This window comes from Micromonospora sp. CPCC 205546, from assembly GCF_036902715.1.
Classification (GTDB): Bacteria; Actinomycetota; Actinomycetes; order Mycobacteriales; family Micromonosporaceae; genus Micromonospora.
The window spans coordinates 313,426-339,673 of the sequence record NZ_JBAKHL010000004.1; the positions used below are offsets into that span (position 1 = coordinate 313,426).

Sequence of the window (26,248 nt, forward strand, 5' to 3'; positions counted from 1 at the left end):
TGCGGGATTCCCGCAGGGGCTGATGTGCGTGCGTCGGGTTCAGCGCCCGGTGGGCGGTTCGTCCCGGCGACCGAGCACCTCGTCGAGCGCGCCGCGTCGCTGCCCGGGGGTGGAGTGGCCGGCGGCCACCAGGGCGTCGCGGATCTCGGTGAGCAGCCTGACCTCCTCGCTCGGCGCCTTCGGCGGCGGCTCCTCGCCCCGCTTGCGCCGCTCGGCCAGCTTGTTCATCGGGAACACCACCAGGAAGTAGAGGGCCGCCGCGGTGAGCAGGAACGTGATCAGCGCGTTGACGAACGCGATCCAGTCGAACGGGATGCCGCGGAACGTCGGCGCGGTGCCGGCCAGGCCCTTGTCGCTGCCGGTGATGAGCAGCACGAAGGCCCGGATCAGCGGTTCCAGGAACGACTTGGTGAGCTGGGTGACCACGCCCGTGAACGCGGCGCCGATGACGACACCGACCGCCAGGTCCACGACGTTGCCGCGCATGATGAATTCTTTGAAGCCCTTGAGCATCCGTACTCCTGAGGTGTCCGGTCTTTCGTCCGGCACAACCTATGCCCCGGGCGCGGGCTCCAGAAAAGCGCCGGCCTCGATCGCCGCGCGGCCCGGGTCGCCGGCCCGGATCGCCTCGACCAGCCGGGAGTGGTCGACGTAGCGCTCCGGCTCCAGCGCGCCGCCCATCGACTGGGCGATCGTGCTGTGCAGCGCGGTGCCGACCGAGGCGTACAGCTCGGCGAGCATGCCGTTGTGCGCCGCCGCGACCACGGCGGTGTGCAGCGCCGCGTCGGCCGCCACGAACTCGTCGAACCGGCCGTCGCGCCAGGCCGCCTCGCGGGTGGCGAGCGCGCCGTCCAGGGCCGCCAGGTCCTCCGCCGTACGCCGCAGCGCGGCGAGCCGAGCGGCCTCCACCTCGAAGGCGCGGCGCACCTCGACCACCTCGGCCATCCGGTCGGCGGTGAGCCGGCGCGCCACCACCGGGGCCAGCTCGTCGGTCGACACCACGTACGTCCCGGAGCCCTGCCGGCACTCCAGCACGCCGGAGTGCACCAGCGCCCGCACCGCCTCGCGGACCGTGTTGCGCCCCACGCCGAGCGCCGCGACCAGCTGCGGCTCGGTGGGGATCCGCCCACCGACCGGCCACTCGCCCCCGAGGATGCGCTCCCTGAGCTGCGCGATGGTCTGCCGCACCCGGTGCCCCCGGGGCGGCGCGGCGGCGGAATCAACCGACGGTGGCACTGGTTACAACACCTGCCCGGAATTCATCCCATGATTGTAGGTTCAGACGCATGACCCCGCCAACCGCCGCCCTGCCGGCCGCTCGCCTCGACGCCGGCGTCCCGCCGGCCCCCGCCGGCCCGGCGCCCGCCGGCACCCGGCCGGACGGCGTAGCCACCCCGGCACCGGCCGGACCGGTCACTGGTGGCCTGCTCGTGCTCGTCGGGATGCTGCTCGTGGCGCTCAACCTGCGGGCCGCGATCACCAGCCTGGGCGCGCTGCTCGACGAGGTGCGCGGCGGCCTGGCCCTCTCCGGGGCGCTGGCCGGGGTCGTGACCACCCTGCCCGCGGTGGCCTTCGCCGTCTTCGGGTCGCTCACCCCGCGGCTGGTGCGCCGGCACTCCCCGGCCCGGGTGCTGGTGGTGGCGATGCTGATCCTCGCCGCCGGGCAGCTCGCCCGGGTGGGGACGGACTCCGCCCTGGTCTTCATCGCCGGCAGCGCCCTCGCGCTGGCCGGGATCGCGGTGGCGAACGTCCTGCTCCCGCTCCTGGTCAAGCAGTACTTCCCGCACCGGGTCGGGCTGGTCACCGGGGCGTACTCGATGGCGTTGACGGTGGGCGCGACGGTGGCCGCCGCAGCGGCGGTGCCGGTGGCGCACCTCTTCGGCACCTGGCGGGCCGGGCTCGCCGTCTGGGCCGGGCTGGCCCTGGTGGCCGCGCTTCCGTGGGTGCCGCTGGCGCTGCGGGCGCGCGCGGCCCGACGGGCGGCGCCCCCGGCGGTGGTGGCGCCCCGTCCCCGACGCATCCGGCCCGGCCGGACCCGGCTCGGCTGGGCGATGGCGGTCTACTTCGGGATGCAGTCGCTGGGCGCCTACGCGATCATGGGCTGGCTGGCCCAGCTCTTCCGCGACGCCGGCTACCGACCGCAGGACGCGGGCCTGCTGCTCGCCGGCGTGACCGCGCTGGGCGTGCCGATCGCGATGCTGATGCCGACGCTGGCCGGGCGGCTGCGCACCCTGCACCCGCTGGTGCTGACGCTCTCCGCCGCGATGGCCCTCGCCTACGTCGGGATGGCCGTCGCGCCGCACGACGGGGCGCTGCTCTGGGTGGTGCTGCTCGCGATCGGGCAGAGCGCCTTCCCGATGATCCTGGCGACCATCGGGCTGCGCGCGCGGACCGCCGAGGGGACCGTGGCGCTCTCCGCGTTCAGCCAGAGCGTCGGCTACCTCATCGCCGCACTGGGACCGCTGCTGGTGGGCATCCTCTACGGGACGACCGGCGGGTGGACCGTCCCGATCGGCTTCCTGCTGACGGCGCTCGCCGTGCAGACCGGGGCGGGCATGGTGATCGCCCGTCCCCGACACATCGAGGACGAGGCGTGAGGGGGGAGCGTCAGGAGGTGGCCGGCGTGGGGTCGCCGGCCACGGCCTGGTCGACCGTCGGGTAGGTGTGCAGCACCTCGACGAGACCGCTCACCTCGAGGATGCGCAGTACGCCCCGCTGCGGGGCGGCCAGCCGTACCACGCCGCCCGCCTCGTCGCAGCTGTTCTTGGCCCGGACGAACACCGACAGCCCCGTGGAGTCGCAGAACGAGACGTTCGCCAGGTCGAAGACGAGCCGGCTGCGGCCCTTGTCGAGCAGGTCGGTGATCTGGTCCTGCAACTGCGGTGCGGTCGCCATGTCCAGCTCGCCCGCGACCGAGACGACGACCACGTCGCCGCGCTGTTCCGTGTGCACCGTCAAGGACATTCGCCAGACCTCCTGTTATCGGGGAAACGGTATCCCACGATCGGGGTGGTACGCAGAACGGGAGCCGGTATCCGGTGGCCGCCCTCATTCGTTTGCCCTGCGACAACTAGCGCTCCGGCCTCCGGTGATAGAGTCCGCCGTCGAGGTCGAAGGGGGTTCACCATGGCGTTGAGCGTCGAGGAAAGCAGCCGGCTGGCCGGTCTGCTGACCGGTCACGCCGAGCGGATCATGCAGCGTTGGACGGAGATCGCCGCGGGGTCCCTGCGCGGGCGGCTCAGCCAGGGCGAGCTGCGCCGGCAGATGCAGGAGCTGCACTCTAGCATGATCATCGCTAGCGAGCAGGGTGCGGTCGACCTCGACTCCGAGCAGGCCACCGAGCTGCGCGCCGTGCTCTCCGAGCTGTCCCGGGGGCGCGCCCGGCAGGGCTTCTCCGCCTCCGAGACCGCGGTCAGCGTCTTCGCGCTCAAGGACGTGCTGCTGGAGCTGATGGAGGCCGAGGGCGGCCCCCACACGCTCCGCGACTACGTCGCCTTCTCGGGGCTGGTCGACCAGATGGGTCTGTTCACCTTCGAGAGCTTCGTGCGCACCCGTGAGAGCCTCATCGCCGACCAGGCGGAGCAGCTGCTGGAGCTGTCCACCCCGGTGGTGAAGCTCTGGGAGGGCGTGGTCGCCGTGCCGCTGGTCGGCACCCTCGACTCGGCCCGGGCCCAGGTGGTGATGGAGCGGCTGCTCCAGACCCTGGTCGACACCGGCTCGCCCTACGCGATCATCGACATCACCGGCGTACCGGCGGTGGACACCCAGGTCGCCCAGCACATCCTCAAGACCGTGGTGGCCGCCCGGCTGATGGGCGCCGACTGCATCATCTCCGGCATCCGGCCCCAGATCGCGCAGACCATCGTGGCCCTGGGCATCGAGTTCGGCGACATCGCCACCAAGGCCAGCCTCGCCGACGCGTTGCGGCACGTGCTCCGGCTCACCGGGGTCGAGACCGGCCGCCGCCAGCGCCGGGAGGCCTGATGGAACGGGTGCCGATCCTCAAGATCGGCGACATCCTGCTGGTCTCCATCCAGGTCGACATGTCCGACCAGACGGCGGTCCAGCTCCAGGAGGACCTCGCGGAGCGGATCGTCGCCACCGGCTGCCACGGCGTGATCATCGACATCACCGCCCTGGACATCGTCGACTCCTTCGTCGGTCGGATGCTGTCGACCATCGCCTCGATCTCCAAGGTGCTCGACGCGGAGACGGTCGTGGTCGGGATGCGTCCCGCCGTCGCCATCACCCTGGTCGAGCTGGGCCTGTCGCTCAACGGCATCCGGACGGCGCTCAACGTCGAGCGGGGCATGGAGCTGATCGCGGCGGCCCACGCCGACGAGCACGAGCTCGCGTTCGACGACGAACCGGACGCCGAGACGACGGCGTTGTCATGACCGCCGGAGTCGACCTGGGCCAACCGCAGGCGCAGGCGATCCGCAGCGACGAGGACGTGGTCCGCGTCCGACAGCTGGTGCGTACGGTCTCGGTGGCGGTGAAGCTCTCGCTGGTCGACCAGACCAAGATCGTCACCGCGGCGAGCGAGCTGGCCCGCAACACCCTGGTGTACGGCGGCGGTGGCATGGTCGAGGTGTCCACGGTGGACAACGGTCGGCGGCGGGGCGTGCGGATCGTCTTCGCCGACTCCGGACCGGGCATCGTCGACCTCGACCTGGCGCTGACCGACGGCTACACCACCGGCGGCGGGCTCGGCCTCGGGCTCAGCGGCGCACGCCGGCTGGTGGACGAGTTCGACATCCAGACCGCCGTGGGCGAGGGAACCCGGATCACGGTCACCAAGTGGTCCCGGTGAACGACGACGCGGTCCCCGACCGCGGCGTCTGGTTCCGGGTCGAGAGCGGCAGCGCGGCCAGCACGGTGCGTCGGGCCGCCGAACGGCTCGGCGCCCAGCTCGAACTCGGCACCACCCGCACCGCCGACCTGGCCATCGTCGCCGCCGAGCTGACCAGCAACCTGGTCAAGCACGCCGACGACGGTGTCCTGCTGCTGCGGCCGGTGCGGCGCGACGGAGAGGCCGGCGTGGAGCTGGTGGCCCTCGACGCCGGGCCCGGGATGGTCGATCTCACCGCCTCCTCCCAGGACGGGCACTCCACCGCCGGGACGCTCGGCATCGGCCTCGGCGCGATCGTCCGGCAGGCCAGCTGGTTCGACGGCTACTCCTGGCCGGGGCGCGGCACCGTCCTCGCCGTCCAGGTGTGGCCGGACCGCGACGACGGGCACGAGCGGCCCTGGGTCGGCGCGCTCAGCCGGCCGCTGGCCGGGGAGTCGGTCAGCGGCGACGGGTACGGGTGGCGGACCGTCGAGGGCCGGCACCAGGTGCTGGTCTGCGACGGCCTGGGGCACGGGCCGCTCGCCTCCGCCGCCACCGACGCCGCGCTCGACGCGTTCCGCAAGGCGCCCCCGGGGGCGCCGTCGACGGTCGTCGCGTACCTGCACCGCTCGATGTCGCACACCCGCGGCGCGGCGCTGGCCGTGGCCGAGCCGGACCCGTCGGCCGGGGTGCTGCGCTACTCGGGGCTGGGCAACATCTCCGCCGCCGTCATCGGCGCCGACGGCAAGCGGCGGGGCCTGGTCTCGCTGCCCGGCATCGCGGGGCACCAGCGTCCCTCGGTCCGGGAGTACGAATACCCCTTCGAGACCGACGCCCTGCTGGTGATGCACAGTGACGGGGTGGTGGACCGCTGGCAGCTGGCCGACTATCCCGGCCTCGCCGACCGGTCGCCCCTGGTGGTGGCCGCGACGGTGCTGCGTGACGCCGGCACGCGTCGCGACGACGCCTGCGTCCTGGTCGTCCGGGGATGGTCGTGACCGGACCGACCGGAGCGCTCCTGCTGACGATGGCGCTGCGGGTCGAACACGACATCTTCGTCGTCCGGCAGCGGGGCCGCGAGGTCGCCGCCGCGGTGGGCCTGGAGCACCAGGACCAGGTACGCATCGCCACGGCGCTCAGCGAGGTCGCCCGGGACCTGCTGCACTCGGTCGGCGGGGCGGAGGTGGCATTCGTCCTCGTCGACGACGCCGTCGACGGCAGGCGTCACCTGCGGGTGGACCTCGTCCCGGTGCGTCCGCTGCCCGGCGGGCGGTACGAGCCGCAGTCCGGCGCCGTGGCGCGGTTGGTGGACAAGTTGGGCGTGGTGACCCGGGAGGGGGATACGGTCGTGAGGATGTCCCGACGTGTTCCGGTCACCGCGGAGGTGCCGACCCCCGAGCGTCTCGCCGAGCTGCGCGCCGAGCTCGACCGGAACGCCCCGGGCAGCGCCCTGGACGAGTTGGCCGCCCAGAACGCGCAACTGATCGCCGCCCTCGACGAGGTGCGCAGCCAGCGCGACGAGCTGGCCGTCCTCAACGAGGAGCTGGCCGAGACCAACCGTGGGGTGATGGCGCTCTACAACCAGCTCACCGAGGAGCTGGAGGAGACCAACCGCGGTGTGGTGGCCCTCTACGCCGAGCTGGACGAGAAGTCCGCGCAGCTGCGCGCGGCGAGCGAGTCGAAGAGCCGCTTCCTGGCGAACGTCAGCCACGAGCTGCGGGCACCGGTCACCGCGATCATGGGACTGGGCCGGCTGCTGGGCGACTCCGCCTCCGACCCGCTCACCGCCGAGCAGGCCCGCCAGGTCGGGCTGATCCGCTCGTCGGCGGGGGACCTCCTCACGCTCGTCAACGAGCTGCTCGACCTGGCCAAGGCCGAGTCGGGCCGGATCGAGCCCGACTGGACCGAGGTCGACCTGCGGCCGGTCTTCGGCCAGTTGCGCGGCACGCTGCGGGCCCTGGCCACCCGACCCGGCGTGGAGCTGGTGGTGGAGGAGCCACCCGTCCCGGCGACGCTGCGTACCGACGAGGTGCTGCTCGCCCAGGTCCTGCGCAACCTGCTGCACAACGGGCTCAAGTTCACCGAGCGCGGGGAGGTCCGGCTGCGGGCGGAGCGGCGCGACGACCAGTGGTCGCTTTCCGTCTCCGACACCGGCGCGGGCATCCCCCCGGAGCTGCACGAGCGGATCTTCGAGGAGTTCTACCAGGTGCCCGGCGCGACCCGGGTCGGCGGCACGGGCCTCGGCCTGCCGTACGCGCGGCGGTTGGTGAACCTGCTCGGTGGCTCCCTGGTGGTGTCCAGCGAGCCGGGGCGGGGCAGCACGTTCACGGTCACCCTGCCCGCGGGAGGAGCGTGACGTGGAGGGTGGCCCGGCGACGGTGCTGGTGGTCGACGACAGCCCCACCAAGCGTTATCTCCTGGTGAGCTGGCTCTCCCGCGCGGGGTTCGCGGTGCTGGAGGCCGAGTCCGGCACCGAGGCGCTGGCCCGGGTCGGGGTGGACCCGGTCGATCTCGTGGTGCTCGACGTGCGGCTGCCCGACCTGAACGGGTTCGAGGTCTGTGAACGGATCAAGGCGGCGCACCCGGCGATGCCGGTGATCCACGTGTCCGCGCACGCGGTGGACGTGGCGGACCGGGCGCAGGGGCTGACCCGGGGCGCGGACGCGTACCTGGCCGAGCCGATCGAGCCGGAGGAACTGGTCGCCACCTCGCACGCCGTGTTGCGCTACTACCGGGCCCGGCAGCGCGCGGAGCTGCTCGCCGAACGGCTGCTCGGGCTGGCCGACACCACCGTGGCGGTGCACTCCGCCCCGAACTTCGCGCGGCTGCTGGAGGCGGCGGCGGCCGGCGCCGCGCAGATCTTCAAGAGCCCGGCCGCGGTGATCGCGGAGACGTTCGACGGCGACTGTCTCGCCGGGATCGCGGACGGCCCCGGCGGCACGGCCGCGATCGTCCCGTGGGTCGTCGACGACACCGGGGTGCCGACCGGCACGGCGGTCCGGGTGGACGAGCCGGCCGCCTGGGGCCTGGTCGAGTGGCCGGCGGGCGACACGGTCACGGTGGCCGCCGCGCGGCTGCGTGAGGACCGGGCGCCGCTCTACGTGGTCGTGCCCACCGCCACGCAGACCGCCCGCACCCCGGTGCTGCGGCAGCTCGCCCAGGCGGTGGCGGCGGCGGTGGAGGCGCAGCGCTCCTTCGACGAGGAGCACCGCATCGCGGTCACCCTCCAGCGCAGCCTGCTGCCGCGCCGGATCCCGGAGGTCAACGGGCTCGACCTGGCCGTGCGGTACGAGCCGGCGAGCGCACAGACCGAGGTGGGCGGCGACTTCTACGAGCTGGTGATGCTCGACGGTCACCTGCTGCTGGCGATCGGCGACGTGGCCGGCCACTCGCTGCACGCCGCGACGGTCATGGCCGAGCTGCGGCACGCGGTGCGGGCGTACGCGGTGGAGGGGCACCAGCCGGGCGAGATCCTGCACCGGGTCAACGAACTCATGCGCATCCTGCTCCCCAACGAGCTGGCCACGATCTGCGTGCTGCTGCTGCACCCACCCAGCGGCCGGATCCGGCTGGCCAGCGCCGGGCACCTGCCGCCGGCGCTCAGCCTCGACGGCAAGGTGGAGTTCGTGCAGCACTCGGCCCCGCTGCTCGGGGTCCGCGCGCCCCGACCGCCCGACCTGGAATTCGTGCTGCCGGCCGGGGCGACACTGGTGTTCTACACCGACGGCCTGATCGAGCGGCGCGACGCGACGATCGACGACGGGCTGGCCGCTCTGGCGGTGGCCGCCGGCCGGGTCGACGACGACCTGGACCGGTTCTGCGAACGGCTCCTCGTCGAGCTGGCTCCCCCGGAGATCCACGACGACGTCGCCGTGGTCGCCCTGCGCCGCAACTGACGGCGGGCCGGCTCCACGTCCTCACCGACCCGCCGCGCGGGCTCCTTGACAGTCACTATTCACTCGGTGAATAGTGGCGCCGTGTCCACGCCGCACGTCCTGCTCGCGCTGCTGGCCGCCGGTGCCCGGCACGGCTACGAGCTGAAGCGCGCCCACGACGAGCGCCTGCCGCGCGCCCGGCCGCTGGCCTTCGGGCAGGTCTACTCCACTCTCGGGCGGTTGCAGCGCGACGGGCTGGTGGCACCCGCCGGGCAGGAACGCGAGGGCGGCCCGGAGCGCACCGCGTACGCGCTGACCGCCGACGGCCGGGCCGCGCTGGAGCGGTGGCTCGCCGAGGTCGAGCCGCCGATGCCGTACGTCACCAGCACCCTGCTCGCCAAGGTGGTCGTGGCGCTGCTGGTGTCCGACGTGGAGACGGCCCGCGCTTGTCTCGTCGCCCAGTGGCAGGCCCACACCGCGCGGCTGCGCGAGCTGACCGCGGTGAAGACGGCGCCCTCGGCCAGCCTCGACGACGTCCTCGCGGCCGACTTCGCCATCGCCCATCTCGACGCCGACCTGCGGTGGTTGCGGACCACCCTGGAGCGCGTCGCCGACTGGCACCGGGAGGTGCACTCGTGACGGAACTTCAGGCTCGCGGCGTGGTCAAGACCTACGGGCGGACACCCGCGCTGCGCGGCGTCACGCTCGACGTCGCCGAGGGGGAGATCGTCGCCGTCACCGGCCCGAGCGGCTGCGGCAAGTCGACCCTGCTGCACTGCCTCGCCGGCATCCTGCGCCCGGACGCCGGCGAGGTGAGCTGGCACGGCCACCGCATCGACACCTGGTCCGAGGCGGCGCGGTCCCGGCTGCGCCGCACCGAGTTCGGGGTGCTCTTCCAGTTCGGTCAGCTCGTCGCGGAGCTGACCGCCGCCGAGAACGTCGCCCTGCCGCTGCTCCTCGCCGGCACCCGGCGGCGCGAGGCCCGCACGGCGGCGCTGTCCTGGATGGACCGGCTCGGCGTGGTCGACCTGGCCGACGTCCGGCCGGGCGAGATGTCCGGCGGGCAGCAGCAGCGCTGCGCCATGGCGCGGGCCCTGGTCACCGAGCCCCGGGTGCTCTTCGCCGACGAGCCGACCGGCGCGCTGGACACGCTCGCCAGCGAACAGGTGCTCATCCAGCTGGTCCGGCTCGCCCGCGAGCAGCGGACCACGGTAGTCCTGGTCACCCACGAGCCGCAGATCGCCGCGTACGCCGACCGTGAGGTCATCCTCCGCGACGGCATGGTCGACCACACCGGGCTCGGTCTCGACACCCCGCTGCCGGGCAGCCGCCGGTGAGACCGTCCACCCTGCTCCGCCTCGCCCTGGCCGGCACCCGCACCGACACCGCCCGGGTGGCGCTGACCGCGCTCAGCGCCGCCCTGGCCACCCTCGCCGCCCTGGCCGCTCTCACCGTGCTGGCGATCCCGACCCCGCCCGCCACCGACGGCAACGGCGCCCGCTGGTCCCACCACTACGCCAACCAGCTGCTCGTCGAGCCGGGGCTGCGCGGCGGCACGGCCTTCGCCCTGCTGCTGCTCATGGTTCCCGTGCTCGCGCTGGCGGGGCAGTGCGCCCGGCTCGGCGCCCCGGCACGGGACCGCCGGCTGGCCGCGTTCCGGCTGGCCGGCGCCAGCCCGGGCCAGGTGACCCGGATCGCCGTGCTGGAGACAGGCCTGGCGAGCCTGCTCGGCACGCTGGCCGGCGCGTCGGTCCACTTCGCCGGCCGGGAGCTGTTCGACCGGCCCGACGCCCGGGGCCGGCTCGCGTTGCCCACCGACGTGCTGCCCTCGGCGGGCGTGCTGGTGGGCGTGCTGGTCGGGCTGCCGGTCGTGGCGGCGCTGGCCACCGCGCTGATGCTGCGCCGGGTGAGCACGACCCCGTTCGGCGTGCTGCGTACGCACCGTCGGGAACGCGGCCCCCGGCCCTGGGCGGGCGTCCTCATCGTCGCCGGGCTGGCCGCCTTCGTCGCCATCGAACCGGTCACCCGCTGGTACGACCGCCGCGGCACCGACGCGCCGTCGTGGCTGGTGCCGGCGCTGCTGATCGGCGGCGGGCTGGCCGCGATGGTCGGGGTGGTCGTCGGCACCGGCTGGATCTCCTGGATCACCGGGCGGGTGCTGCACCGCTACGCACGGGGGCCGGCCGCGCTGCTGGCCGCCCGCCGGCTGATGGCCGATCCGTGGGCGGGCAGCCGCACCTTCGCCGCCCTGCTGGCGGCGGTGCTCCTCGGCGCGGGCGCGGCCGGGCTGCGGGAGTACTTCGTCGCGGCGGGCGAGCTGAGCCGGCGGACCGGGGGCGGACTGGCCGGCGACGACTTCTATCTGCGGACCATGGACCTGGTGGACCTGGCGGTGGCGGTGGCCATGCTGGTCGCCGCCGGTGGGCTGGTGGTCGCGGTGGTCGAGGGGATCACCGCCCGGCGGCGTGCGTACGCGGCCCTGGTGGCGACCGGGGTGCCCCGGCCCACGCTCGGCCGGTCCATCGCCTGGCAGTCGCTGGCCCCGGCCGTGCCGGCGGTGACCCTCGCCCTCGCCGTGGGCCTGCTGCTGGCCCGGGGGCTCTTCCGCGCGCCGCACGGCACCGACTACGACGAGGTCTGCGACGCCACCGCCCAGCTCTGCGCCGACCCGGTCACCCGGGCGCGCCACACCCGGATGGTGCAGGTCTCGGAGGTGACCGTGCCGCCCGACGTACCGCTGGGACAGCTCGCGATGCTCGGGGCCGGCGCCCTGACGGCGGTGCTGGTGACGGTCGGCGTCGGCCTGCTCTTCCTGCGCGCGAGCACGGCCGTGGAGGAGATTCGGGCGACCTGAGCCCGCGATCCGCCGGCCAGCTCGCCCCGCGAACCGGCCGTCGGGTCGCCGGGCCGCGTCAGACGGCGAGCAGGCCGGTGGCGAGTGCGAGCAGCGTCCCGGCGGCGGCGGAACAGCAGCACACCAGCAGGAACGCGACCACCGCGAGGATCGCCCAGACGCGCCGGTCGCGCGCCGCCGCCCGCCACCCCGCCGCCGGTGAGCCCTCGGCCGGCTCGTCGTCGTCCACCCCGTCGCCCCCGGTCACTCCGGCAGTCTAGGCACCGGCGAACGGGCCGCCGGGTGCCGGCGCCCGGACGGGTGAACGCGCAGCGGCCGACCCGCGCCTCCCGGGGCGGCAGGCGATCCTGGCGTCACCGGGACGTGCCCATGCCAGCCCAGGCCGGAGTATCGGAGTACCGCTCATGCAATTCACCAGCGAGGACTTCGCGGTCAGCCACACGTCGAACCTCGACGCGAACAACGGCGCGCTGATCCAGCTGTTCGTCCGCTGGTTCAAACCCGACCTCCCGCCGGGCCGGGACCGCCAACCGGTGCTCATGGTGCACGGCCGCAGCAGCCCGGGGCTCGTCTCGTTCGACCTGCGGTACGACGCGGGAGAGGGCAGGTACAGCTGGGCGAGGGAGCTGGCGGAGGACGGGTTCGACGTCTTCGTCATGGACCTCCAGGGGATGGGAAGGTCGACCCGCCCGGTGCAGATGAACGACCCGTGCAACATCAACCCGCTCCAGCAGCACCTCCTGCTGCCCCGGGAACCGTGCGCGGCCAGGTATCCGAAGCAGCTCACCAACTCGGCGAGCGACTGGGGGGAACTCGGTAGCGTCGTCAACTGGATCCTGGGCCGGCCGGACATGCCACCCAAGATCGATCTGATCGGCTACTCGGCGGGCGCCTACGCCGTCGGTCCGTACGCCATGACGGTCGACCCCGCCAAGGTGGCCAGCCTCCTGCTGCTCGCACCGATCTTCGCGGTGACGGGCCCGTCGGCGCCGTCGACGCCGTTGCCGGTCAGCACCCCCTGCTCGGTGTACGGGTTCCCGATGCACATCCTGCACAGGACCGGCTTCAAGAAGTCGTGGGACAGCGAGGTGGACGTGGAACCCCGCTACCCGGGCCAGCGGGACGACGCCCACGACATCGTCGACGTGGTGTGGGACGCCTTCCTCGACAACGACCAGGTAGCTCGCACCTGGGGGCCCGGTGTCTCGCGGTTCCGCAACGCGTACTGGTGGGGCTGGAACCGGGAGCGGGTGACCGCCGACCGCACCAACCTCGGCGAGGAGGTGCCGGTGCTCATCGTCTACGGGGAGAAGGACGCGACGGCCAACTACCCGCCGCTCAACTTCTCGGTCCCGGAGCTCTACCGGGCCATCCAGGGCCGGCGCAAACTGATGTACCGGCTGGACGGCACCGGGCACCTCGTCGTCTGGGAGCGCCAGCGGAAGTGGTTGCACACACTGTCCAGGAAGTGGCTGCGCAGCGCGCGGCACCCGAACCGGCCGTACAACGTCGACGGCAACACCACTGGGACGTTCGTGGTCCCGTGGGAGGGCGACCCGGTCGAGATGGACTACACGGCGGGGCGGACGGAGCAGCCGCTCGCCGTCCCGGTCGAACCGATGTAGGACCGTGGTGCCCCCGCGTGTCGGGCAGGATGGGGCGATGGAGCTGGTCTCGATCACCGACGTCCGCAACGCCGCCGCCGACATCGCGGGCACCGTGCTGCGTACCCCGTTGCTGCGGACCGGATGGGATGCGCAGCTGTGGCTCAAGCCGGAGAGCCTGCAACCGGTGGGGTCGTTCAAGCTGCGCGGCGCGACCCACGCGGTGGCCCGGCTGACGCCCGAGCAGCGGGCGCGCGGCGTGGTCACCCACTCGTCGGGCAACCACGGCCTGGCGCTGGCGTACGCGGCCCGGGCGGCCCGCGTGCCGTGCCGGATCGTGGTGCCCGAGGGCGCCCCGGCCGTCAAGGTCGACCAAATCCGGGCGTTGGGCGTCGAGGTGCTGCTGGTGCCGCCCCCGCGACGCGGCCCGGAGGCCGAGCGGATCGCCGCGACGACGGGTGCGGTGCTGGTGCCGCCCTTCGACGACCGGCGGATCGTGGCCGGGCAGGGCACGGTCGGGCTGGAGATCGTCGAGGACCTGCCCGACGTCGACGTGGTGCTGGTGCCCGTGGGCGGTGGCGGGCTCTCCTCCGGCGTCGCGACCGCGGTCACCGCCCTGCGCCCGGGGGCGACGGTGATCGGCGTCGAGCCGGAACTCGCCGCCGACGCCCGGGACTCGCTGGCGGCCGGCTCGGTGGTGGTGTGGGGCGAGGAGCGCACCTACCGCACGATGGCCGACGGGCTGCGCCTGCCACCGTCCGAGCTGACCCTCGCCCACCTGCGGGCCCGGCTCGACCGCATCGTCACGGTGACCGAGGAGGAGATCGGGGCCGCGATGGGCCGGCTGGTCCGCGACGCCCGCCTGGTCGTGGAGCCGAGCGGTGCGGTGGCCGTGGCCGCCCGGCTGTTCCGCGCCGCCGAGCTGCCGCCGGGCCGTACGGTCGCCGTGGTCACCGGCGGCAACGTCGACCCGGCGGTGCTGGCCGGCGTCCTCGGCTGAGACCGCCGGGCAGGGGCCCCTCCTGTCGGCGGGGCCCCTGCCCGACCCCGCTCAGGCGCGGCCGAGGCGGTCGAGGATCCAGGCGTTGACGAACGCCTCCTCGCGCCAGGAGTCGTAACGGCCGCTCGGGCCGCCGTGGCCGGCGCCCATCTCGGTCTTCAGCAGGTAGTCGCCGCGCGGGGCGACCGTCCGCAGCCGGGCGATCCACTTCGCCGGCTCGTGGTAGAGCACCCGGGTGTCGTTGAGGCTGGTCACCGCGAGGATCGCCGGGTAGTCCACCGCCCGCACGTTCTCGTACGGCGTGTAGGACTTCATGTAGGCGTAGACCTCCGGGTCGGCCAGCGGGTTGCCCCACTCCTCCCACTCGGTGACGGTCAGCGGCAGCGACGGGTCGAGGATCGAGGTGAGCGCGTCCACGAAGGGCACCTGCGCGACGATCCCGGCGAACGCGTCCGGGGCGAGGTTGGCGACCGCGCCCATCAGCAGCCCGCCGGCCGAGGCGCCCCGGGCCACGAGCCGGTCGCTCGCCGTCCAGCCCGCCTCGACCAGGTGCCGGGCGCAGGCGACGAAGTCGGTGAAGGTGTTCTTCTTGGCCAGCAGCTTGCCCTGGTCGTACCAGCTGCGGCCCAGCTCGCCGCCGCCGCGGACGTGCGCCACGGCGAAGACGACGCCCCGGTCGAGCAGCGAGAGCCGGGGGACGGAGAACCACGGGTCCATGCTCGCCTCGTACGAGCCGTAGCCGTAGATCACGCAGGGGGCGGAGCCGTCCTTCGGGGTGCCGGCCCGGCAGACCAGCGAGATCGGCACCCGGGTGCCGTCGTCGGCGAGCGCCCAGTCGCGGTGCTGCTCGTAGTCGGCCGGGTCGTACGCCCGCCCGTCCGGCCCGGGCTTCACCGGCTTCTGCCGGCGCAGCACCATCTGCCGGGTGACCAGGTCGTAGTCGTAGACCGAGCCGGGCGTGACCAGCGAGGTGTAGCCCAGCCGGATCTGCCTGGTGCGGTATTCCGGGTTGCTCTGCAGGCTGACGTTGTAGAGCGGCTCCGGGAAGTCGATGTCGTAGGCGTCGCCGCCGCCGACGGGCAGCACCCGCAGCCCGGTCAGCCCGTTGGTGCGCAGCGAGACGACCAGGTGGTCGGCGAAGGCGTCGACCGCCTCCAGCCGGGTGCCGGGCGAGTGCTCGATCAGCGGCACCCAGTCGCCGGGCGCGTCCGCCGAGGTGTAGGCCAGCGCGAAGTCCTCCGCGCCGTCGTTGTGCAAGATCAGGAAGCGGTGCCCGTGGTGCTCGACGGTGTATTCCACGCCCTGCCGCCGGGGCGCCACGGACGCCGGCGTGCCGGTCGGGTTGCCGGCCGGGATCACCAGCACCTCGCTGGTGATCTTGCTGTGCGCGTCGATGAGGATGAACCGCTCCGAGCGGCTCAGCTCCACGCCGACCCAGAACCGCTCGTCGTCCTCCTGGTAGACCACCACGTCCTCGGTGGACGGCGTGCCCAGGGTGTGCCGCCAGACCCGGTTGGGGCGCCACGTCTCGTCCACCGTCACGTAGAACAGCACGGAGGCGTCGGCGGACCAGGCGGTGCCGTAGAACGTGTCGGGCACCTCGTCGGGCAGCAGTTCGCCGGTGGAGAGATCCTTGACCCGCAGCGTGAACCGCTCGTCACCGGAGAAGTCCGTGGAGTAGGCCACCCACCGCCCGTCCGGGCTGACGTCGAACGCGCCGAGCGCGAAGAAGTCGTGCCCCTCGGCGAGCACGTTGCCGTCGAGCAGCACCTCCTCGCCGTCGAGCGGAGCACCGTCCACGCTGACCGGCGGCTCGGTCTCGCCGTCGCGCACGGCACGGCGGCACTGCACGCCGTACTGCTGGCCCTCGACCGTCCGCGTGTAGTACCAGTAGCCGCCCTTGCGGCTGGGCACCGACAGGTCGGTCTCCTGGGTGCGTCGCCGGATCTCCTCGAACAGGTCGGCGCGCAGCCCTTCGAGGTGCGCCGTCCGGGCCTCGGTGTACGCGTTCTCGGCGGTGAGGTAGGCGATGGTCTCCGGGTCGTCCTTGGCGGTGAGCCAGGCGTACTCGTCGACGACGGTGTCGCCGTGGTGGGTGCGCTCGCTGGGCACCCGCTTCGCCGTGGGCACGGGGGTCTCGGTGGTCACGGCGCCACGTTACCGGCCGCGCGCCGCCCGCCGCGCGGCCTCGTCGACGACCCGCCGCCACATCTTTCGAACATGTGTACGATGGCCGGCATGGCGGCTGCAACGAGTTCCACCGACCGGCCCGGAGCCCTCGACATCACCCGCCGGTTGGCGGAGATCTGCGGCCCGCCGTTCGCCCGCTTCGCCGGCCCCGCCGACGAGGTGGCCGGCCGTCCGGCCCGCTGGGTCGCCGTCCCGGGCGGCGCCCGCGCCGCGGCCGAGGTGCTGCGGCTCGCCGCCCGGCACGACCTGACGGTGGTGCCCCGCGGCGCCGGCACGAAGATCGACTGGGGCGCCGCCCCCGACCGGGTCGACATCATGCTCGACACCGGCCGGCTCGCCGGGATCGGGCACGAGCCGGTCGGCGCGCCGACCACGCAGGTCGGGGCGGGCACGCCGCTGCGCGCGGTGCAGGCCACGCTGGACCGCACCGGGCAGCGCCTGGCGCTCGACGCCCCGTCGCCCGGCGCCACCCTCGGCGGCGTGCTCGCCGCCGGCGAGTCGGGGCCGCTGCGGCACCGCCACGGCAGCCCCTGCGACCAGCTCGTCCGGGTGCGCTACCTCGACGCGGACGGCGAGCTGGTCGACGCCGGGGGCGGCCTCGCCGGTCTGGAACTGGCCCGGCTGCTGTGCGGCTCGCAGGGTGCGCTCGGCGTGCTGGTCTCGGCGACCCTGCGGGTGCAGCCCGTCCCGGCCGGCCGGCTCTGGGTCAGCCGGCCGGTGTGGACCCCGCTGGAGGTGCACGACCTGATCCGCACCGTGCTCGCCGCGCGCCTCGACCCGGCGGCGGTCGAGCTGGACCTGCCGGCCGGCGCGGGACCCCGGCCGCGCCAGGGCACCCGGGCCGCCGCGATGGCCGCGCACCCGTCGATGGCGGGGCGCGTCCGCGGCGGCCCGGGCGGCGCCGGGCGGCTGGTGGTGCTGCTGGAGGGCGGTCCGGCCGACGTGGCCGAGCGCGCGGACCGGCTCGTCGCGCTCCTCGGCCCGGGCACGGCCGCCAGCCACGCCGCGCCCGACTGGTGGCGGCGCTACCCGTTCGGCCCGGGTGACACGGCACTGCGGATCGAGGTGCCGATCGCCGACCTGCACGCCGCCGTCTACGCGCTGCGGGACGCCGCCGGTGGGCCCGTGCCGGTGCGCGGCTCCGCCGGCCTCGGCGTGGTGCACACGGCCCTGCCCGGTGCCATGCCCCCCGACCGGGTGGCGTCGATCCTGGCCGCCGTCCGCGGCGTGCTCCTCGCCCGGCAGGGCCGGTGCGTGGTGGTCTCCGCGCCGGCCGCCGTCCGGCGGGCCGTCGACCTGTGGGGCGAGCTGGCCGGGCTGGCCCGGCTGCGGGCGGCCAAGGAGCACCTCGACCCGCACCACCGCCTCGCCCCGGGCCGCCTCCCCGGCGGCCTCTGACGTGCTCGGTGAGCCGCTCGCGCCTCGCCGGAGTCGCGGTTGGCTCAGTCCAGCCACCAGCGCTGCATGTCCGTGCCGATCGGTGCGAAGCGGAGCGCGGTCACCAGCACCGCGCCCACGGTCAGGCCCAGCAGCACCCGCAAGGTGCGGCGGGACATGGCCGGCCGGCTCCCGGCCAGCAGCACCACCGAGTAGACCGCCAGCAGCGGCCCGGCGGCCAGGCCGGCGAGGTAGCGCAGCGACACCGCGCCGTACAGCCAGGTGAGGGGATTCGCTCCACTCAGGCCGAACGGCACCAGGTCCTTCGGGTCGTAGGCGCCGGTGCGCATCTCCTCGGGCCCGACCCCGGCAACGGCCATCCGGCCCACCCAGAGCGCGACGACGACCGCGAAGGCGGCGAGAAGAGCCGCCTGGGTGGCGACGACGCTGCGCAGCAGCGGCGGACGCTCGGTGGCTCCATGGACGGTGCTCGACATGCGGCCAACCTAGCGGAGTCGTCCGGCGGCGCCGACCCGTTCTCGCGGGCAGGCGGCGTGCCGGCCCTGACCGGCGCCGACCGTCCGACGGCGGGCAGGCCACCCCGGCCGGTCACCACCAGCCGGTCGGCCGTGCCAGCCGGGCCACCGGTGCTCAGCTGGCGTCGTTGCGGAGCACCAGGATGGCGATGTCGTCGCGGGGTGCCTCGGCGGAGAAGCCGATCGCCGTCGAGCGGAGTCGGGCCGCGACCACGTCGGCCGAGTAGCCGGCCAGCGGCATGGCGGCGACGCGCAGCCGCTCGGTGCCGAACAGCTCCCGACCGCGCCGCCGCTCGGTGACCCCGTCGGTGTAGAAGACCAGCGCGTCGCCCGGGTCGAGCGGCACCTCCGCCGTCGGGGAGGCGATCGAGTCGAGCAGGCCGAGCGCCGTGCCCCCGGTGCCGACGAAACGCGCCCCGCCGCCGGCGGGCAGCAGCACCGGCCGGTCGTGGCCGGCGAGATGCAGACAGACGTCGAGCTGCTTGCCCTCGCCGGGGCCGACCGCCGCCAGGGCCAGGGTGCAGTAGCGTCCACCGCCCCGCTCCAACAGCGTCTCGTTGACCCGGGCCAGCGCCTCCGGCAGCGGCTTGCCGTCGCCCACCAGCACCCGGATGACGTCGCGGACCAGGCCGGTGACCGTGGCCGCCTGCACCCCCTTGCCCGAGACGTCGCCGATCACCACGAGCCAGCGCCCGTCCGGCAGGGGCACCACGTCGTAGAAGTCGCCACCGACGTCGACGTCGCCGCCGGTCGGGACGTACTCGGCGGCGAAGCCGATGCCCTCGACCACGGGCAGCACCGGCGGCAGCAGCGACTGCTGGAGCGTGTGCGCGATGCGCCGGCGTTCGGCGTGGATCCGGGCGTTCTCGATCGCCAGCGCCGCCCGTCGGGCGACGTCCTCCAGCACGGCGACCTCGTCGGGGTCGTGCCGGTGCCGCTGGTGCCGGCCGACGGCCAGCGTGCCCAGCCGCTGCCCCCGCGCGATCAGCGGTACGGCGAAGCCCTCCATCGGCGCGCCGAGCGGCATCTGGGTGCCGTTGCGGGACGCCTCGCGCAGCCGGGCCTGGACCGAGTCCGGGCCGGTCTCGTCGAGGACCTGGTGCAGCTGGGGCAGCACCGACTCGTCGGCGTGGCTGGCCGCCGCGAGGCGCAGCCGGCCCCACTCGTCGGTCGTGTGCACCGCGCACCACTGCCCGAGCCGGGGCACCACGAGCTGGGGGACGAGCGCCATGGTCAGCTCGACGTCCAGCGATTGCGCGAGCAGCTCGCTGGCCTCGGCGAGGAAGGTCAGCCAGGCCTGCCGGCGGACGTCCGCCCGACGCAGCCGGTCGTTCTCCAGGTGCAGCGAGAGCCGCTCGGCCATCAGCACGGCCAACGGTCGCGCGTACGCCGACGGGGCCGCGTCCAGCTCCAGTTCGCCGGCGTACGGCCGGTGCACGGCCAGCGGCACCCGGAGCAGCTCGTTGCCGGGCCGGGGCTGGCGGCCGTAGCGGGCCAGCACCTGGGTGCCCTGCCCGTCGCCCCGGTCCAACCGCACGACCCCGCCCGCCGCGCCGACCATCTCCGCCACGCGGGTGAGCAGGCTGGTCGCGAAGTCGGGCAGCGGATCCTCGGCGTACGGATCGGGGGTGGTCTGCATCAGCTCGCTCATGGCCCCGGCGCTCGGCGCGGAGCTCTCCGGGGTCGTCGGCGCGCCGCCCCCGGCGGTCGCCGCGACGGGCCCCCCCGGGGCGTTCGTGGCCGTGCCGGGCAGGTCCAGCCGGAACCAGACGCCCTTGCCGGTGGGCAGGTAGGTGGTGCCCCAGCGGCTGGCGAAGTGGTCGACCAGCAGCAGCCCCCGGCCGCGCTCGGAGACCTCGTCGATGTCGGTGGCGTCGTTGCGTACCCCGACGGTCAGCTCCTCCACGGGGCCGGCGGCGAAGTCGGACACCGTGACGGTGATCCCGACCTGGTCGGCGACCACCTCGATGTCCAGTTCGGTGCGGGCGTGCTCCACCGCGTTGGTGGTGAGCTCGGTGGTGAGCAGCATGGCCTCGTTGGCCAGTCCGTCCAGGCGGGCCTCGGTGAGGACGGACCGGACGAGGGCCCGCGCCGCGGCCGGTGTACGCCGGTCCGCGGGGAGCCTGACGCGCCGGACGTGCTCGTCTCGGCCCCCGTTCGTCGCGGGCCCCGCCTCCGCTGACATCCCCGTATCCTCCACCGCCACCCGTGCGGGTGCCAAGCCGATGCCCGTACGAGTACCCACCCCGCCCCGCCCTCCCGCCTCGTCGATCATGCACCCGTGGTGGGCGGATGCTGACCCTTCGCCCGTTTCACGAGGCACCACGACTGCATGGTCGCCGGCCGGGGTGGGGGTCGCGGGCACAATGAGGGGATGGCCGGCGTCGGCAGGAGCCGGTGGCCCCGAGCTGAGCGAGGAATGATGACCACGAAACAGTCGGCGACCGTGGACCCGTCCGCGCCCGACCACGAGGCGCTCCTCGGCGAGCTGACCGAGGCACTGCGCCGGGTCGGTCGGGGCGACCTGAAGGTCCGGCTGCCCCGCCGGGCGGGCCGGGCCGGTGAGGTGGCGGACGCGTTCAACGAGGTCGTGTCGCTCCAGGAGCGGCAGTACCTCGACCTGCGGCGGATCAGCCGGATCGTCGGGCGGGACGGTCGGCTCACCGAGCGCCTGGACGACGAGGGCCTGGACGGCTCCTGGGCGGAGGGGCAGCGGGCGGTCAACTCGCTGATCGACGACCTGGGCCGGCCGACCACGGAGATCGCCCGGGTCATCGTCGCGGTGGCCGACGGCGACCTCTCCCAGCACATGGCCCTGGAGATCGACGGCCGGCCGCTGCGCGGCGAGTACCTGCGGATCGGCCGCACGGTCAACACGATGGTCGACCAGCTCTCGTCCTTCTCCAACGAGGTCACCCGGGTCGCCCGGGAGGTGGGCACCGAGGGCAAGCTCGGCGGCCAGGCCGACGTGCGCGGCGTCGCCGGCACCTGGAAGGACCTCACCGACTCGGTGAACACCATGGCGTCGAACCTGACCGGCCAGGTGCGGTCGATCTCCCAGGTGGCGACGGCGGTGGCCAAGGGCGACCTGTCGCAGAAGATCACGGTCAGCGCGCGCGGCGAGGTCGCCGAGCTGGCCGACACGATGAACTACCTCACCGACACCCTGCGGCTCTTCGCCGAGCAGGTCACCCGGGTGGCCCGCGAGGTGGGCACCGAGGGCAAGCTCGGCGGGCAGGCCGAGGTGCCGAACGTGGCCGGCACCTGGAAGGACCTGACCGACAGCGTCAACTCGATGGCGTCGAACCTGACCGCCCAGGTGCGCAACATCGCCCAGGTCTCCACGGCGGTGGCCCGGGGCGACCTGTCGCAGAAGATCACCGTGGCGGCGCAGGGCGAGATCCTGGAGCTGAAGGACACCGTCAACACGATGGTGGACCAGCTGTCGTCGTTCGCCGACGAGGTGACCCGCGTCGCGCGCGAGGTGGGCATCGAGGGCAAGCTCGGCGGCCAGGCCCAGGTGCGCGGCGTCTCCGGCACCTGGCGGGACCTGACCGAGAACGTCAACCAGCTCGCCGGCAACCTGACCAGCCAGGTGCGCAACATCTCCCAGGTCTCCACGGCGGTGGCGAAGGGCGACCTGTCGCAGAAGATCACCGTCGACGCCCAGGGCGAGATCCTGGAGCTGAAGAACACCGTCAACACGATGGTGGACCAGCTGTCGTCGTTCGCCGACGAGGTGACCCGCGTCGCGCGCGAGGTGGGCACGGAGGGCAAGCTGGGCGGTCAGGCCCAGGTCAAGGGCGTCTCGGGTACGTGGCGGGACCTGACGGACAACGTGAACTCGATGGCGTCGAACCTGACGTCGCAGGTGCGCAACATCGCCTCGGTCACCACGGCGGTGGCGAAGGGTGACCTGTCGCAGAAGATCACGGTGGATGCCCGGGGCGAGATCCTGGAGTTGAAGTCGACGGTGAACACGATGGTGGACCAGCTGTCGTCGTTCGCCGACGAGGTGACCCGGGTGGCCCGCGAGGTGGGTACGGAGGGCAAGCTCGGCGGGCAGGCCCAGGTGCGCGGTGTCGCCGGCACCTGGCGGGACCTGACCGACAACGTGAACTCGATGGCGTCGAACCTGACCGCCCAGGTGCGCAACATCGCCCAGGTCTCCACGGCGGTGGCGAAGGGTGACCTGTCGCAGAAGATCACGGTGGATGCCCGGGGCGAGATCCTGGAGCTGAAGTCGACGGTGAACACGATGGTGGACCAGCTGTCGTCGTTCGCCGACGAGGTGACGCGCGTGGCCCGCGAGGTGGGTACGGAGGGCAAGCTGGGCGGTCAGGCCCAGGTCAAGGGCGTCTCGGGTACGTGGCGGGACCTGACGGACAACGTGAACTCGATGGCGTCGAACCTGACGTCGCAGGTGCGCAACATCGCCTCGGTCACCACGGCGGTGGCGAAGGGTGACCTGTCGCAGAAGATCACGGTCGACGCCCAGGGCGAGATCCTGGAGTTGAAGTCGACGGTGAACACGATGGTGGACCAGCTCTCGTCGTTCGCCGACGAGGTGACCCGGGTGGCCCGCGAGGTGGGCAGCGAGGGCAAGCTGGGTGGCCAGGCCCAGGTCAAGGGCGTCTCCGGCACGTGGCGCGACCTCACCGAGAACGTCAACCAGCTCGCCTCGACCCTCACCACCCAGCTGCGCGCCATCGCGCAGGTCTCCACCTCGGTGACCCGGGGCGACCTGACCCAGCGGATCGCCGTCAAGGCGCAGGGCGAGGTCGCCGAGCTGAAGGACAACATCAACCAGATGATCGTCACCCTCCGGGAGACGACCAAGAAGAACGCCGAGCAGGGCTGGCTCGACTCGAACCTGGCCCGGATCGGCGGCCTGCTCCAGGGGCAGCGCGACCTGGGCGAGGTCTGCCGGATGATCATGATGGAGGTGACCCCGCTGGTCGACGCGCAGCTCGGCGCGTTCTTCCTGGCGGACAACTCCGAGGGCGTGATGCGGCTGCGGCTGACCGCCTCCTACGGCTACGTCGCCCGGGGGCACGAGGTCACCTTCGGCCCCGGCGAGGGGCTGGTCGGCCAGGCCGCCCTGTCCCGCCGCACCATCCGGATGGGCGGGGCGCCGGACGGCCGGCTGATGCTCCGCTCCGGGCTCGCCGAGACCCCGCCGGCCGACCTGGTCGTGCTGCCCGTGCTCTTCGAGGGCGAGCTGCTCGGGGTCATCGAGTTCGCCAGCGTGGCGGCCTTCTCCGAGCTGCACCTGTCGTTCCTGGAGCGGCTCGTGCTCACCACCGGCATCGCCGTCAACACCATCCAGGCCAACCGGCGTACGGAGGAACTGCTCGCGCAGTCGCAGCGGCTCGCCCACGAGTTGCAGGAGCAGTCGGCGGAACTCCAGCGCACCAACGCCGAGCTGGAGGACAAGGCGCAGCTGCTCTCGGAGCAGAAGGGCAACATCGAGACGAAGAACCGGGAGATCGAGCTGGCCCGGCTCGGCCTGGAGGAGAAGGCCCAGCAGCTCACGAGGGCGTCGGCGTACAAGTCGGAGTTCCTGGCCAACATGAGCCACGAGCTGCGTACGCCGTTGAACTCGCTGCTGCTGCTGGCCCGACTGTTGGCCGAGAACTCGGAGCAGAACCTCACGCCGAAGCAGATCGAGTTCGCCCGGACGATCCACGGCGCCGGCTCGGACCTGCTGTCGCTGATCGACGACATCCTGGACCTGTCCAAGATCGAGGCGGGGCGGATGGACGTCGAGCCCACCGCGGTCCGGTTCGACGAGATCCGCGGCTACGTGGAGCAGGCGTTCGCGCCGCAGGCGGAGGAGAAGGGCCTGGACTTCCAGGTGCGCATCAGCAAGGACCTGCCGGAGGCGCTGGTCACCGACGCCCAGCGGCTCCAGCAGATCCTGCGCAACCTGCTCTCCAACGCGGTCAAGTTCACCGACGACGGGGCGGTGACGCTGCGGATCGGGCCGGCGCCCGACAGCGCGGTCTTCGACGTGCCGGCCCTGACCAACGCGCGGCAGGTCATCGCGTTCACCGTGGTCGACACCGGCATCGGCATCTCCGACGACAAGCTGTCGCTGATCTTCGAGGCGTTCCAGCAGGCCGACGGCACCACCAGCCGCCGCTACGGCGGCACGGGGCTCGGGCTGTCCATCAGCCGGGACCTGGCCCGGCTGCTGGGCGGCAGCATCGTGGTGGCGTCGGCGCCCGGCCAGGGCTCGACGTTCACCCTCTTCGTGCCGGACGTGCTGGCCCCGGACGCGGTGGTCGCGCCGCTGCCGCCGTCACCGGCGCGGGCGGGGCTGCCGTCCTCGCTGCTCATGCCGCCGCCGGAGCTGCCGGAACCGGCCTCCACGCCGGCCACCCGGCGGCTGGACGGAGCCACCGTGCTGATCGTCGACGACGACGTCCGGAACGTCTTCGCGCTGACCAGCGCGTTGGAACTGCACGGCCTGACCGTGTTGTACTCGGACAACGGGGCGGACGGGGTCCGCCTGCTGGCTGAGCATCCGGAGGTGGACATCGTCCTGATGGATGCGATGATGCCCGATCAGGACGGGTACGAGACGACCCGGCAGATCAGACGCAACCACCGGTTCGCCGACCTGCCGATCGTCTTCCTGACCGCGAAGGCGATGCCCGGCGACCGCGAGTCGGCGCTGGCGGCCGGGGGAAGTGACTACATCACCAAGCCCGTCGACCTGGACGAGTTGATCGAACTCATGTCGTCCTGGATCGGCGGCAGCCGAACCGAGGAGAGTTCGTGACCCAGATGGCAAAGGCGCTGCTGGTGGACGACCGCCGGGAGAACCTGATGGCCCTGGAGGCGATTCTCCAGGGCCTGCCGGTGCAGTCCGTCGCCGTCGAGAGCGGCGAGGCGGCCCTCAAACAGCTGCTGGTCGACGACTTCGCGGTGATCCTGCTGGACGCCCAGATGCCGGACATGGACGGCTTCGAGACGGCCAGCCACATCAAGCGGCGCGAGCGTACGCGGCACGTGCCGATCATCTTCCTCACCGCCGCCGACCGGGACGCCCAGCTCGCGCTGCGCGGCTACGCGGTCGGCGCGGTCGACTACCTGACCAAGCCGTTCGACCCGTGGGTGCTGCGGGCCAAGGTGTCGGTCTTCGTGGAGCTGTGGGTCAAGACCCGGCAGCTCGCGGCCCAGTCGGACCTGGTGCGGGAGCGCGACGCGCAGTTGCGGGTGCTGACGGACGCGGTCGACGAGGCCACCGGGATGCTGCGCCTGGACGACCCGGACACCCGCGACCGCGCGGTGCAGCTCCTCGAACAGGCCCGCTGGGGCAACACCCCCTGACCGGGTCCCGCCCCCGCCCGTTGATCATGAGGTTGGCCAGGGGAATGGTCGGATCGCCCGGGCTGACGTCATGATCGACGCCCGGGTGGGCGGGGGCGTGTGGGCCACGCCGGGCGGGGGGACGGCGTGCGCCGCGAGATCTTGGTAGCTGGCGGCCCCTGGAGGGGCCGTTTCCTGCCAAGATCTCCCTCAGCCCGTGGCCGGGCGGGGGAGTCGACTCGTGGGCTGGGCGGGGGGTCAGCCCGTGGTCTGGTCGTTGCGGATCATCAGGGCGCTGCGCAGGCCGGTGATGTCCAGCACGCGGAGCAGGAAGTCGCCGACGTTGGTCAGGACCAGCAGGCTCTGCGCGTGACTGGCCTTGCGGCTGAGCACGACGAGGGTGCCGAGGCCCTGCGAGTCGCAGAAGGTGACCCCGCCGAGGTCGAGCACGATCCGCGGCGGCGGTTCGGCGAGGATCTCGTTGACGACGGTCGACAGCTGGGCGGCCGTGAGCATGTCGATCTCACCGGCCAGGCGAAGCACAGCTTCGTCGCCCGTCCGGTGTAGCGTGATGGACAGTTCGGCACGATCCACCGGGTCAGCCTAGCGCGATCTCGACGACCCGGCCCGTCGAGCGGTGCCGATCGGGCCCCTCGAGCGCGAC

Annotated in this window: 23 protein-coding genes; 15 read left to right on the plus strand and 8 right to left on the minus strand. The window is 73.4% G+C overall.

What is annotated here, in order from left to right; genetic code table 11:
* Positions 1-39: 39 nt before the first annotated feature.
* Complete coding sequence (gene mscL / locus V6U77_RS03535) at positions 40-513, minus strand: large conductance mechanosensitive channel protein MscL (RefSeq protein WP_334604686.1); 474 nt, start codon at positions 511-513, stop codon at positions 40-42.
* A 39-nt stretch (positions 514-552) separates the two neighbouring features.
* The gene (locus V6U77_RS03540; protein ID WP_334604687.1) at positions 553-1,236 is read right to left on the minus strand and encodes a FadR/GntR family transcriptional regulator; all 684 of its coding nucleotides are present in this window, start codon (positions 1,234-1,236) and stop codon (positions 553-555) included.
* Positions 1,237-1,286: 50 nt separating this feature from the next.
* Here V6U77_RS03540 and V6U77_RS03545 point away from each other — a divergent pair, with 50 nt between their 5' ends.
* Positions 1,287-2,597 (plus strand): MFS transporter, encoded by a 1,311-nt coding sequence (locus V6U77_RS03545; RefSeq protein WP_334604688.1) that lies wholly within the window; start codon positions 1,287-1,289, stop codon positions 2,595-2,597.
* 10 nt (positions 2,598-2,607) lie between these two features.
* Here V6U77_RS03545 and V6U77_RS03550 read toward each other — a convergent pair whose 3' ends face one another.
* Positions 2,608-2,964: an STAS domain-containing protein gene (locus V6U77_RS03550; protein ID WP_091624489.1), complete on the minus strand. Its 357-nt coding sequence runs from the start codon at positions 2,962-2,964 to the stop codon at positions 2,608-2,610.
* A 162-nt stretch (positions 2,965-3,126) separates the two neighbouring features.
* Here V6U77_RS03550 and V6U77_RS03555 point away from each other — a divergent pair, with 162 nt between their 5' ends.
* From V6U77_RS03555 to V6U77_RS03595, 9 genes are all read left to right on the plus strand, one after another.
* Positions 3,127-3,984: an STAS domain-containing protein gene (locus tag V6U77_RS03555; protein WP_334604689.1), complete on the plus strand. Its 858-nt coding sequence runs from the start codon at positions 3,127-3,129 to the stop codon at positions 3,982-3,984.
* On the plus strand, positions 3,984-4,397 hold the full coding sequence (locus V6U77_RS03560; RefSeq protein ID WP_101413704.1) for an STAS domain-containing protein: 414 nt from the start codon (positions 3,984-3,986) through the stop codon (positions 4,395-4,397). Before V6U77_RS03555 ends, V6U77_RS03560 begins: the two co-directional genes overlap by 1 nt.
* Complete coding sequence (locus V6U77_RS03565; RefSeq protein ID WP_334604690.1) at positions 4,394-4,813, plus strand: ATP-binding protein; 420 nt, start codon at positions 4,394-4,396, stop codon at positions 4,811-4,813. Before V6U77_RS03560 ends, V6U77_RS03565 begins: the two co-directional genes overlap by 4 nt.
* Positions 4,801-5,829 (plus strand): SpoIIE family protein phosphatase, encoded by a 1,029-nt coding sequence (locus V6U77_RS03570; RefSeq protein WP_442934361.1) that lies wholly within the window; start codon positions 4,801-4,803, stop codon positions 5,827-5,829. The genes V6U77_RS03565 and V6U77_RS03570 overlap by 13 nt, the downstream gene beginning before the upstream one ends.
* Positions 5,820-7,187: a sensor histidine kinase gene (locus V6U77_RS03575; protein WP_334604693.1), complete on the plus strand. Its 1,368-nt coding sequence runs from the start codon at positions 5,820-5,822 to the stop codon at positions 7,185-7,187. The genes V6U77_RS03570 and V6U77_RS03575 overlap by 10 nt, the downstream gene beginning before the upstream one ends.
* Position 7,188: 1 nt before the next feature.
* Complete coding sequence (locus V6U77_RS03580; protein WP_334604694.1) at positions 7,189-8,727, plus strand: SpoIIE family protein phosphatase; 1,539 nt, start codon at positions 7,189-7,191, stop codon at positions 8,725-8,727.
* Positions 8,728-8,808: 81 nt separating this feature from the next.
* Positions 8,809-9,345, plus strand: a complete 537-nt coding sequence (locus V6U77_RS03585) for a PadR family transcriptional regulator (RefSeq protein ID WP_334604696.1) — start codon at positions 8,809-8,811, stop codon at positions 9,343-9,345.
* Positions 9,342-10,043, plus strand: coding sequence for an ABC transporter ATP-binding protein (locus V6U77_RS03590; protein ID WP_334604698.1), 702 nt, complete (start codon positions 9,342-9,344; stop codon positions 10,041-10,043). Before V6U77_RS03585 ends, V6U77_RS03590 begins: the two co-directional genes overlap by 4 nt.
* Positions 10,040-11,560 carry an FtsX-like permease family protein gene (locus V6U77_RS03595; RefSeq protein WP_334604699.1) on the plus strand — a complete coding sequence of 507 codons (1,521 nt, stop codon included), beginning with the start codon at positions 10,040-10,042 and terminating at the stop codon, positions 11,558-11,560. The genes V6U77_RS03590 and V6U77_RS03595 overlap by 4 nt, the downstream gene beginning before the upstream one ends.
* A 58-nt stretch (positions 11,561-11,618) precedes the next feature.
* Here the strand turns inward: V6U77_RS03595 and V6U77_RS03600 are convergent, their stop codons facing one another.
* Positions 11,619-11,807 (minus strand): hypothetical protein, encoded by a 189-nt coding sequence (locus V6U77_RS03600; protein WP_334604745.1) that lies wholly within the window; start codon positions 11,805-11,807, stop codon positions 11,619-11,621.
* A gap of 157 nt (positions 11,808-11,964) precedes the next feature.
* On the opposite strand from V6U77_RS03600, the gene V6U77_RS03605 reads away from it, so the two are divergent.
* Positions 11,965-13,185, plus strand: a complete 1,221-nt coding sequence (locus tag V6U77_RS03605) for an alpha/beta fold hydrolase (RefSeq protein ID WP_334604700.1) — start codon at positions 11,965-11,967, stop codon at positions 13,183-13,185.
* Between the two features lie 37 nt (positions 13,186-13,222).
* Positions 13,223-14,164, plus strand: a complete 942-nt coding sequence (locus tag V6U77_RS03610; RefSeq protein ID WP_334604701.1) for a threonine ammonia-lyase — start codon at positions 13,223-13,225, stop codon at positions 14,162-14,164.
* Between the two features lie 51 nt (positions 14,165-14,215).
* On the opposite strand, the gene V6U77_RS03615 is transcribed toward V6U77_RS03610, so the two are convergent.
* A complete protein-coding gene (locus V6U77_RS03615) occupies positions 14,216-16,312 on the minus strand; it encodes a S9 family peptidase (RefSeq protein ID WP_334604702.1) in 2,097 nt (698 codons plus the stop codon).
* 90 nt (positions 16,313-16,402) lie between these two features.
* Here V6U77_RS03615 and V6U77_RS03620 point away from each other — a divergent pair, with 90 nt between their 5' ends.
* The gene (locus tag V6U77_RS03620; RefSeq protein ID WP_334604703.1) at positions 16,403-17,752 is read left to right on the plus strand and encodes an FAD-binding oxidoreductase; all 1,350 of its coding nucleotides are present in this window, start codon (positions 16,403-16,405) and stop codon (positions 17,750-17,752) included.
* Positions 17,753-17,796: 44 nt separating this feature from the next.
* Here V6U77_RS03620 and V6U77_RS03625 read toward each other — a convergent pair whose 3' ends face one another.
* Together V6U77_RS03625 and V6U77_RS03630 are read right to left on the minus strand one after the other, a co-directional pair.
* Positions 17,797-18,228 carry a hypothetical protein gene (locus V6U77_RS03625; protein WP_334604704.1) on the minus strand — a complete coding sequence of 144 codons (432 nt, stop codon included), beginning with the start codon at positions 18,226-18,228 and terminating at the stop codon, positions 17,797-17,799.
* 154 nt (positions 18,229-18,382) lie between these two features.
* The gene (locus V6U77_RS03630) at positions 18,383-20,452 is read right to left on the minus strand and encodes a SpoIIE family protein phosphatase (protein WP_334604705.1); all 2,070 of its coding nucleotides are present in this window, start codon (positions 20,450-20,452) and stop codon (positions 18,383-18,385) included.
* A gap of 234 nt (positions 20,453-20,686) precedes the next feature.
* Between V6U77_RS03630 and V6U77_RS03635 the strand changes: the two genes are divergently transcribed.
* Both V6U77_RS03635 and V6U77_RS03640 read left to right on the plus strand, forming a co-directional pair.
* A complete protein-coding gene (locus V6U77_RS03635; RefSeq protein ID WP_334604706.1) occupies positions 20,687-25,054 on the plus strand; it encodes a HAMP domain-containing protein in 4,368 nt (1,455 codons plus the stop codon).
* Positions 25,051-25,605 (plus strand): response regulator, encoded by a 555-nt coding sequence (locus tag V6U77_RS03640; RefSeq protein ID WP_334604707.1) that lies wholly within the window; start codon positions 25,051-25,053, stop codon positions 25,603-25,605. Before V6U77_RS03635 ends, V6U77_RS03640 begins: the two co-directional genes overlap by 4 nt.
* Before the next feature lie 237 nt (positions 25,606-25,842).
* On the opposite strand, the gene V6U77_RS03645 is transcribed toward V6U77_RS03640, so the two are convergent.
* A complete protein-coding gene (locus V6U77_RS03645; RefSeq protein WP_334604708.1) occupies positions 25,843-26,178 on the minus strand; it encodes an STAS domain-containing protein in 336 nt (111 codons plus the stop codon).
* Positions 26,179-26,248 lie beyond the last annotated feature (70 nt).

Coding starts and splice junctions, on each gene's coding strand:
- mscL (WP_334604686.1), bottom strand. CDS start 513: ATGCTCAAGGGCTTCAAAGAATTCATCATGCGCGGCAACGTCGTGGAC.
- V6U77_RS03545 (WP_334604688.1), top strand. CDS start 1,287: ATGACCCCGCCAACCGCCGCCCTGCCGGCCGCTCGCCTCGACGCCGGC.
- V6U77_RS03550 (WP_091624489.1), bottom strand. CDS start 2,964: ATGTCCTTGACGGTGCACACGGAACAGCGCGGCGACGTGGTCGTCGTC.
- V6U77_RS03555 (WP_334604689.1), top strand. CDS start 3,127: ATGGCGTTGAGCGTCGAGGAAAGCAGCCGGCTGGCCGGTCTGCTGACC.
- V6U77_RS03560 (WP_101413704.1), top strand. CDS start 3,984: ATGGAACGGGTGCCGATCCTCAAGATCGGCGACATCCTGCTGGTCTCC.
- V6U77_RS03565 (WP_334604690.1), top strand. CDS start 4,394: ATGACCGCCGGAGTCGACCTGGGCCAACCGCAGGCGCAGGCGATCCGC.
- V6U77_RS03575 (WP_334604693.1), top strand. CDS start 5,820: ATGGTCGTGACCGGACCGACCGGAGCGCTCCTGCTGACGATGGCGCTG.
- V6U77_RS03605 (WP_334604700.1), top strand. CDS start 11,965: ATGCAATTCACCAGCGAGGACTTCGCGGTCAGCCACACGTCGAACCTC.
- V6U77_RS03610 (WP_334604701.1), top strand. CDS start 13,223: ATGGAGCTGGTCTCGATCACCGACGTCCGCAACGCCGCCGCCGACATC.
- V6U77_RS03620 (WP_334604703.1), top strand. CDS start 16,403: ATGGCGGCTGCAACGAGTTCCACCGACCGGCCCGGAGCCCTCGACATC.
- V6U77_RS03625 (WP_334604704.1), bottom strand. CDS start 18,228: ATGTCGAGCACCGTCCATGGAGCCACCGAGCGTCCGCCGCTGCTGCGC.
- V6U77_RS03630 (WP_334604705.1), bottom strand. CDS start 20,452: ATGTCAGCGGAGGCGGGGCCCGCGACGAACGGGGGCCGAGACGAGCAC.
- V6U77_RS03635 (WP_334604706.1), top strand. CDS start 20,687: ATGATGACCACGAAACAGTCGGCGACCGTGGACCCGTCCGCGCCCGAC.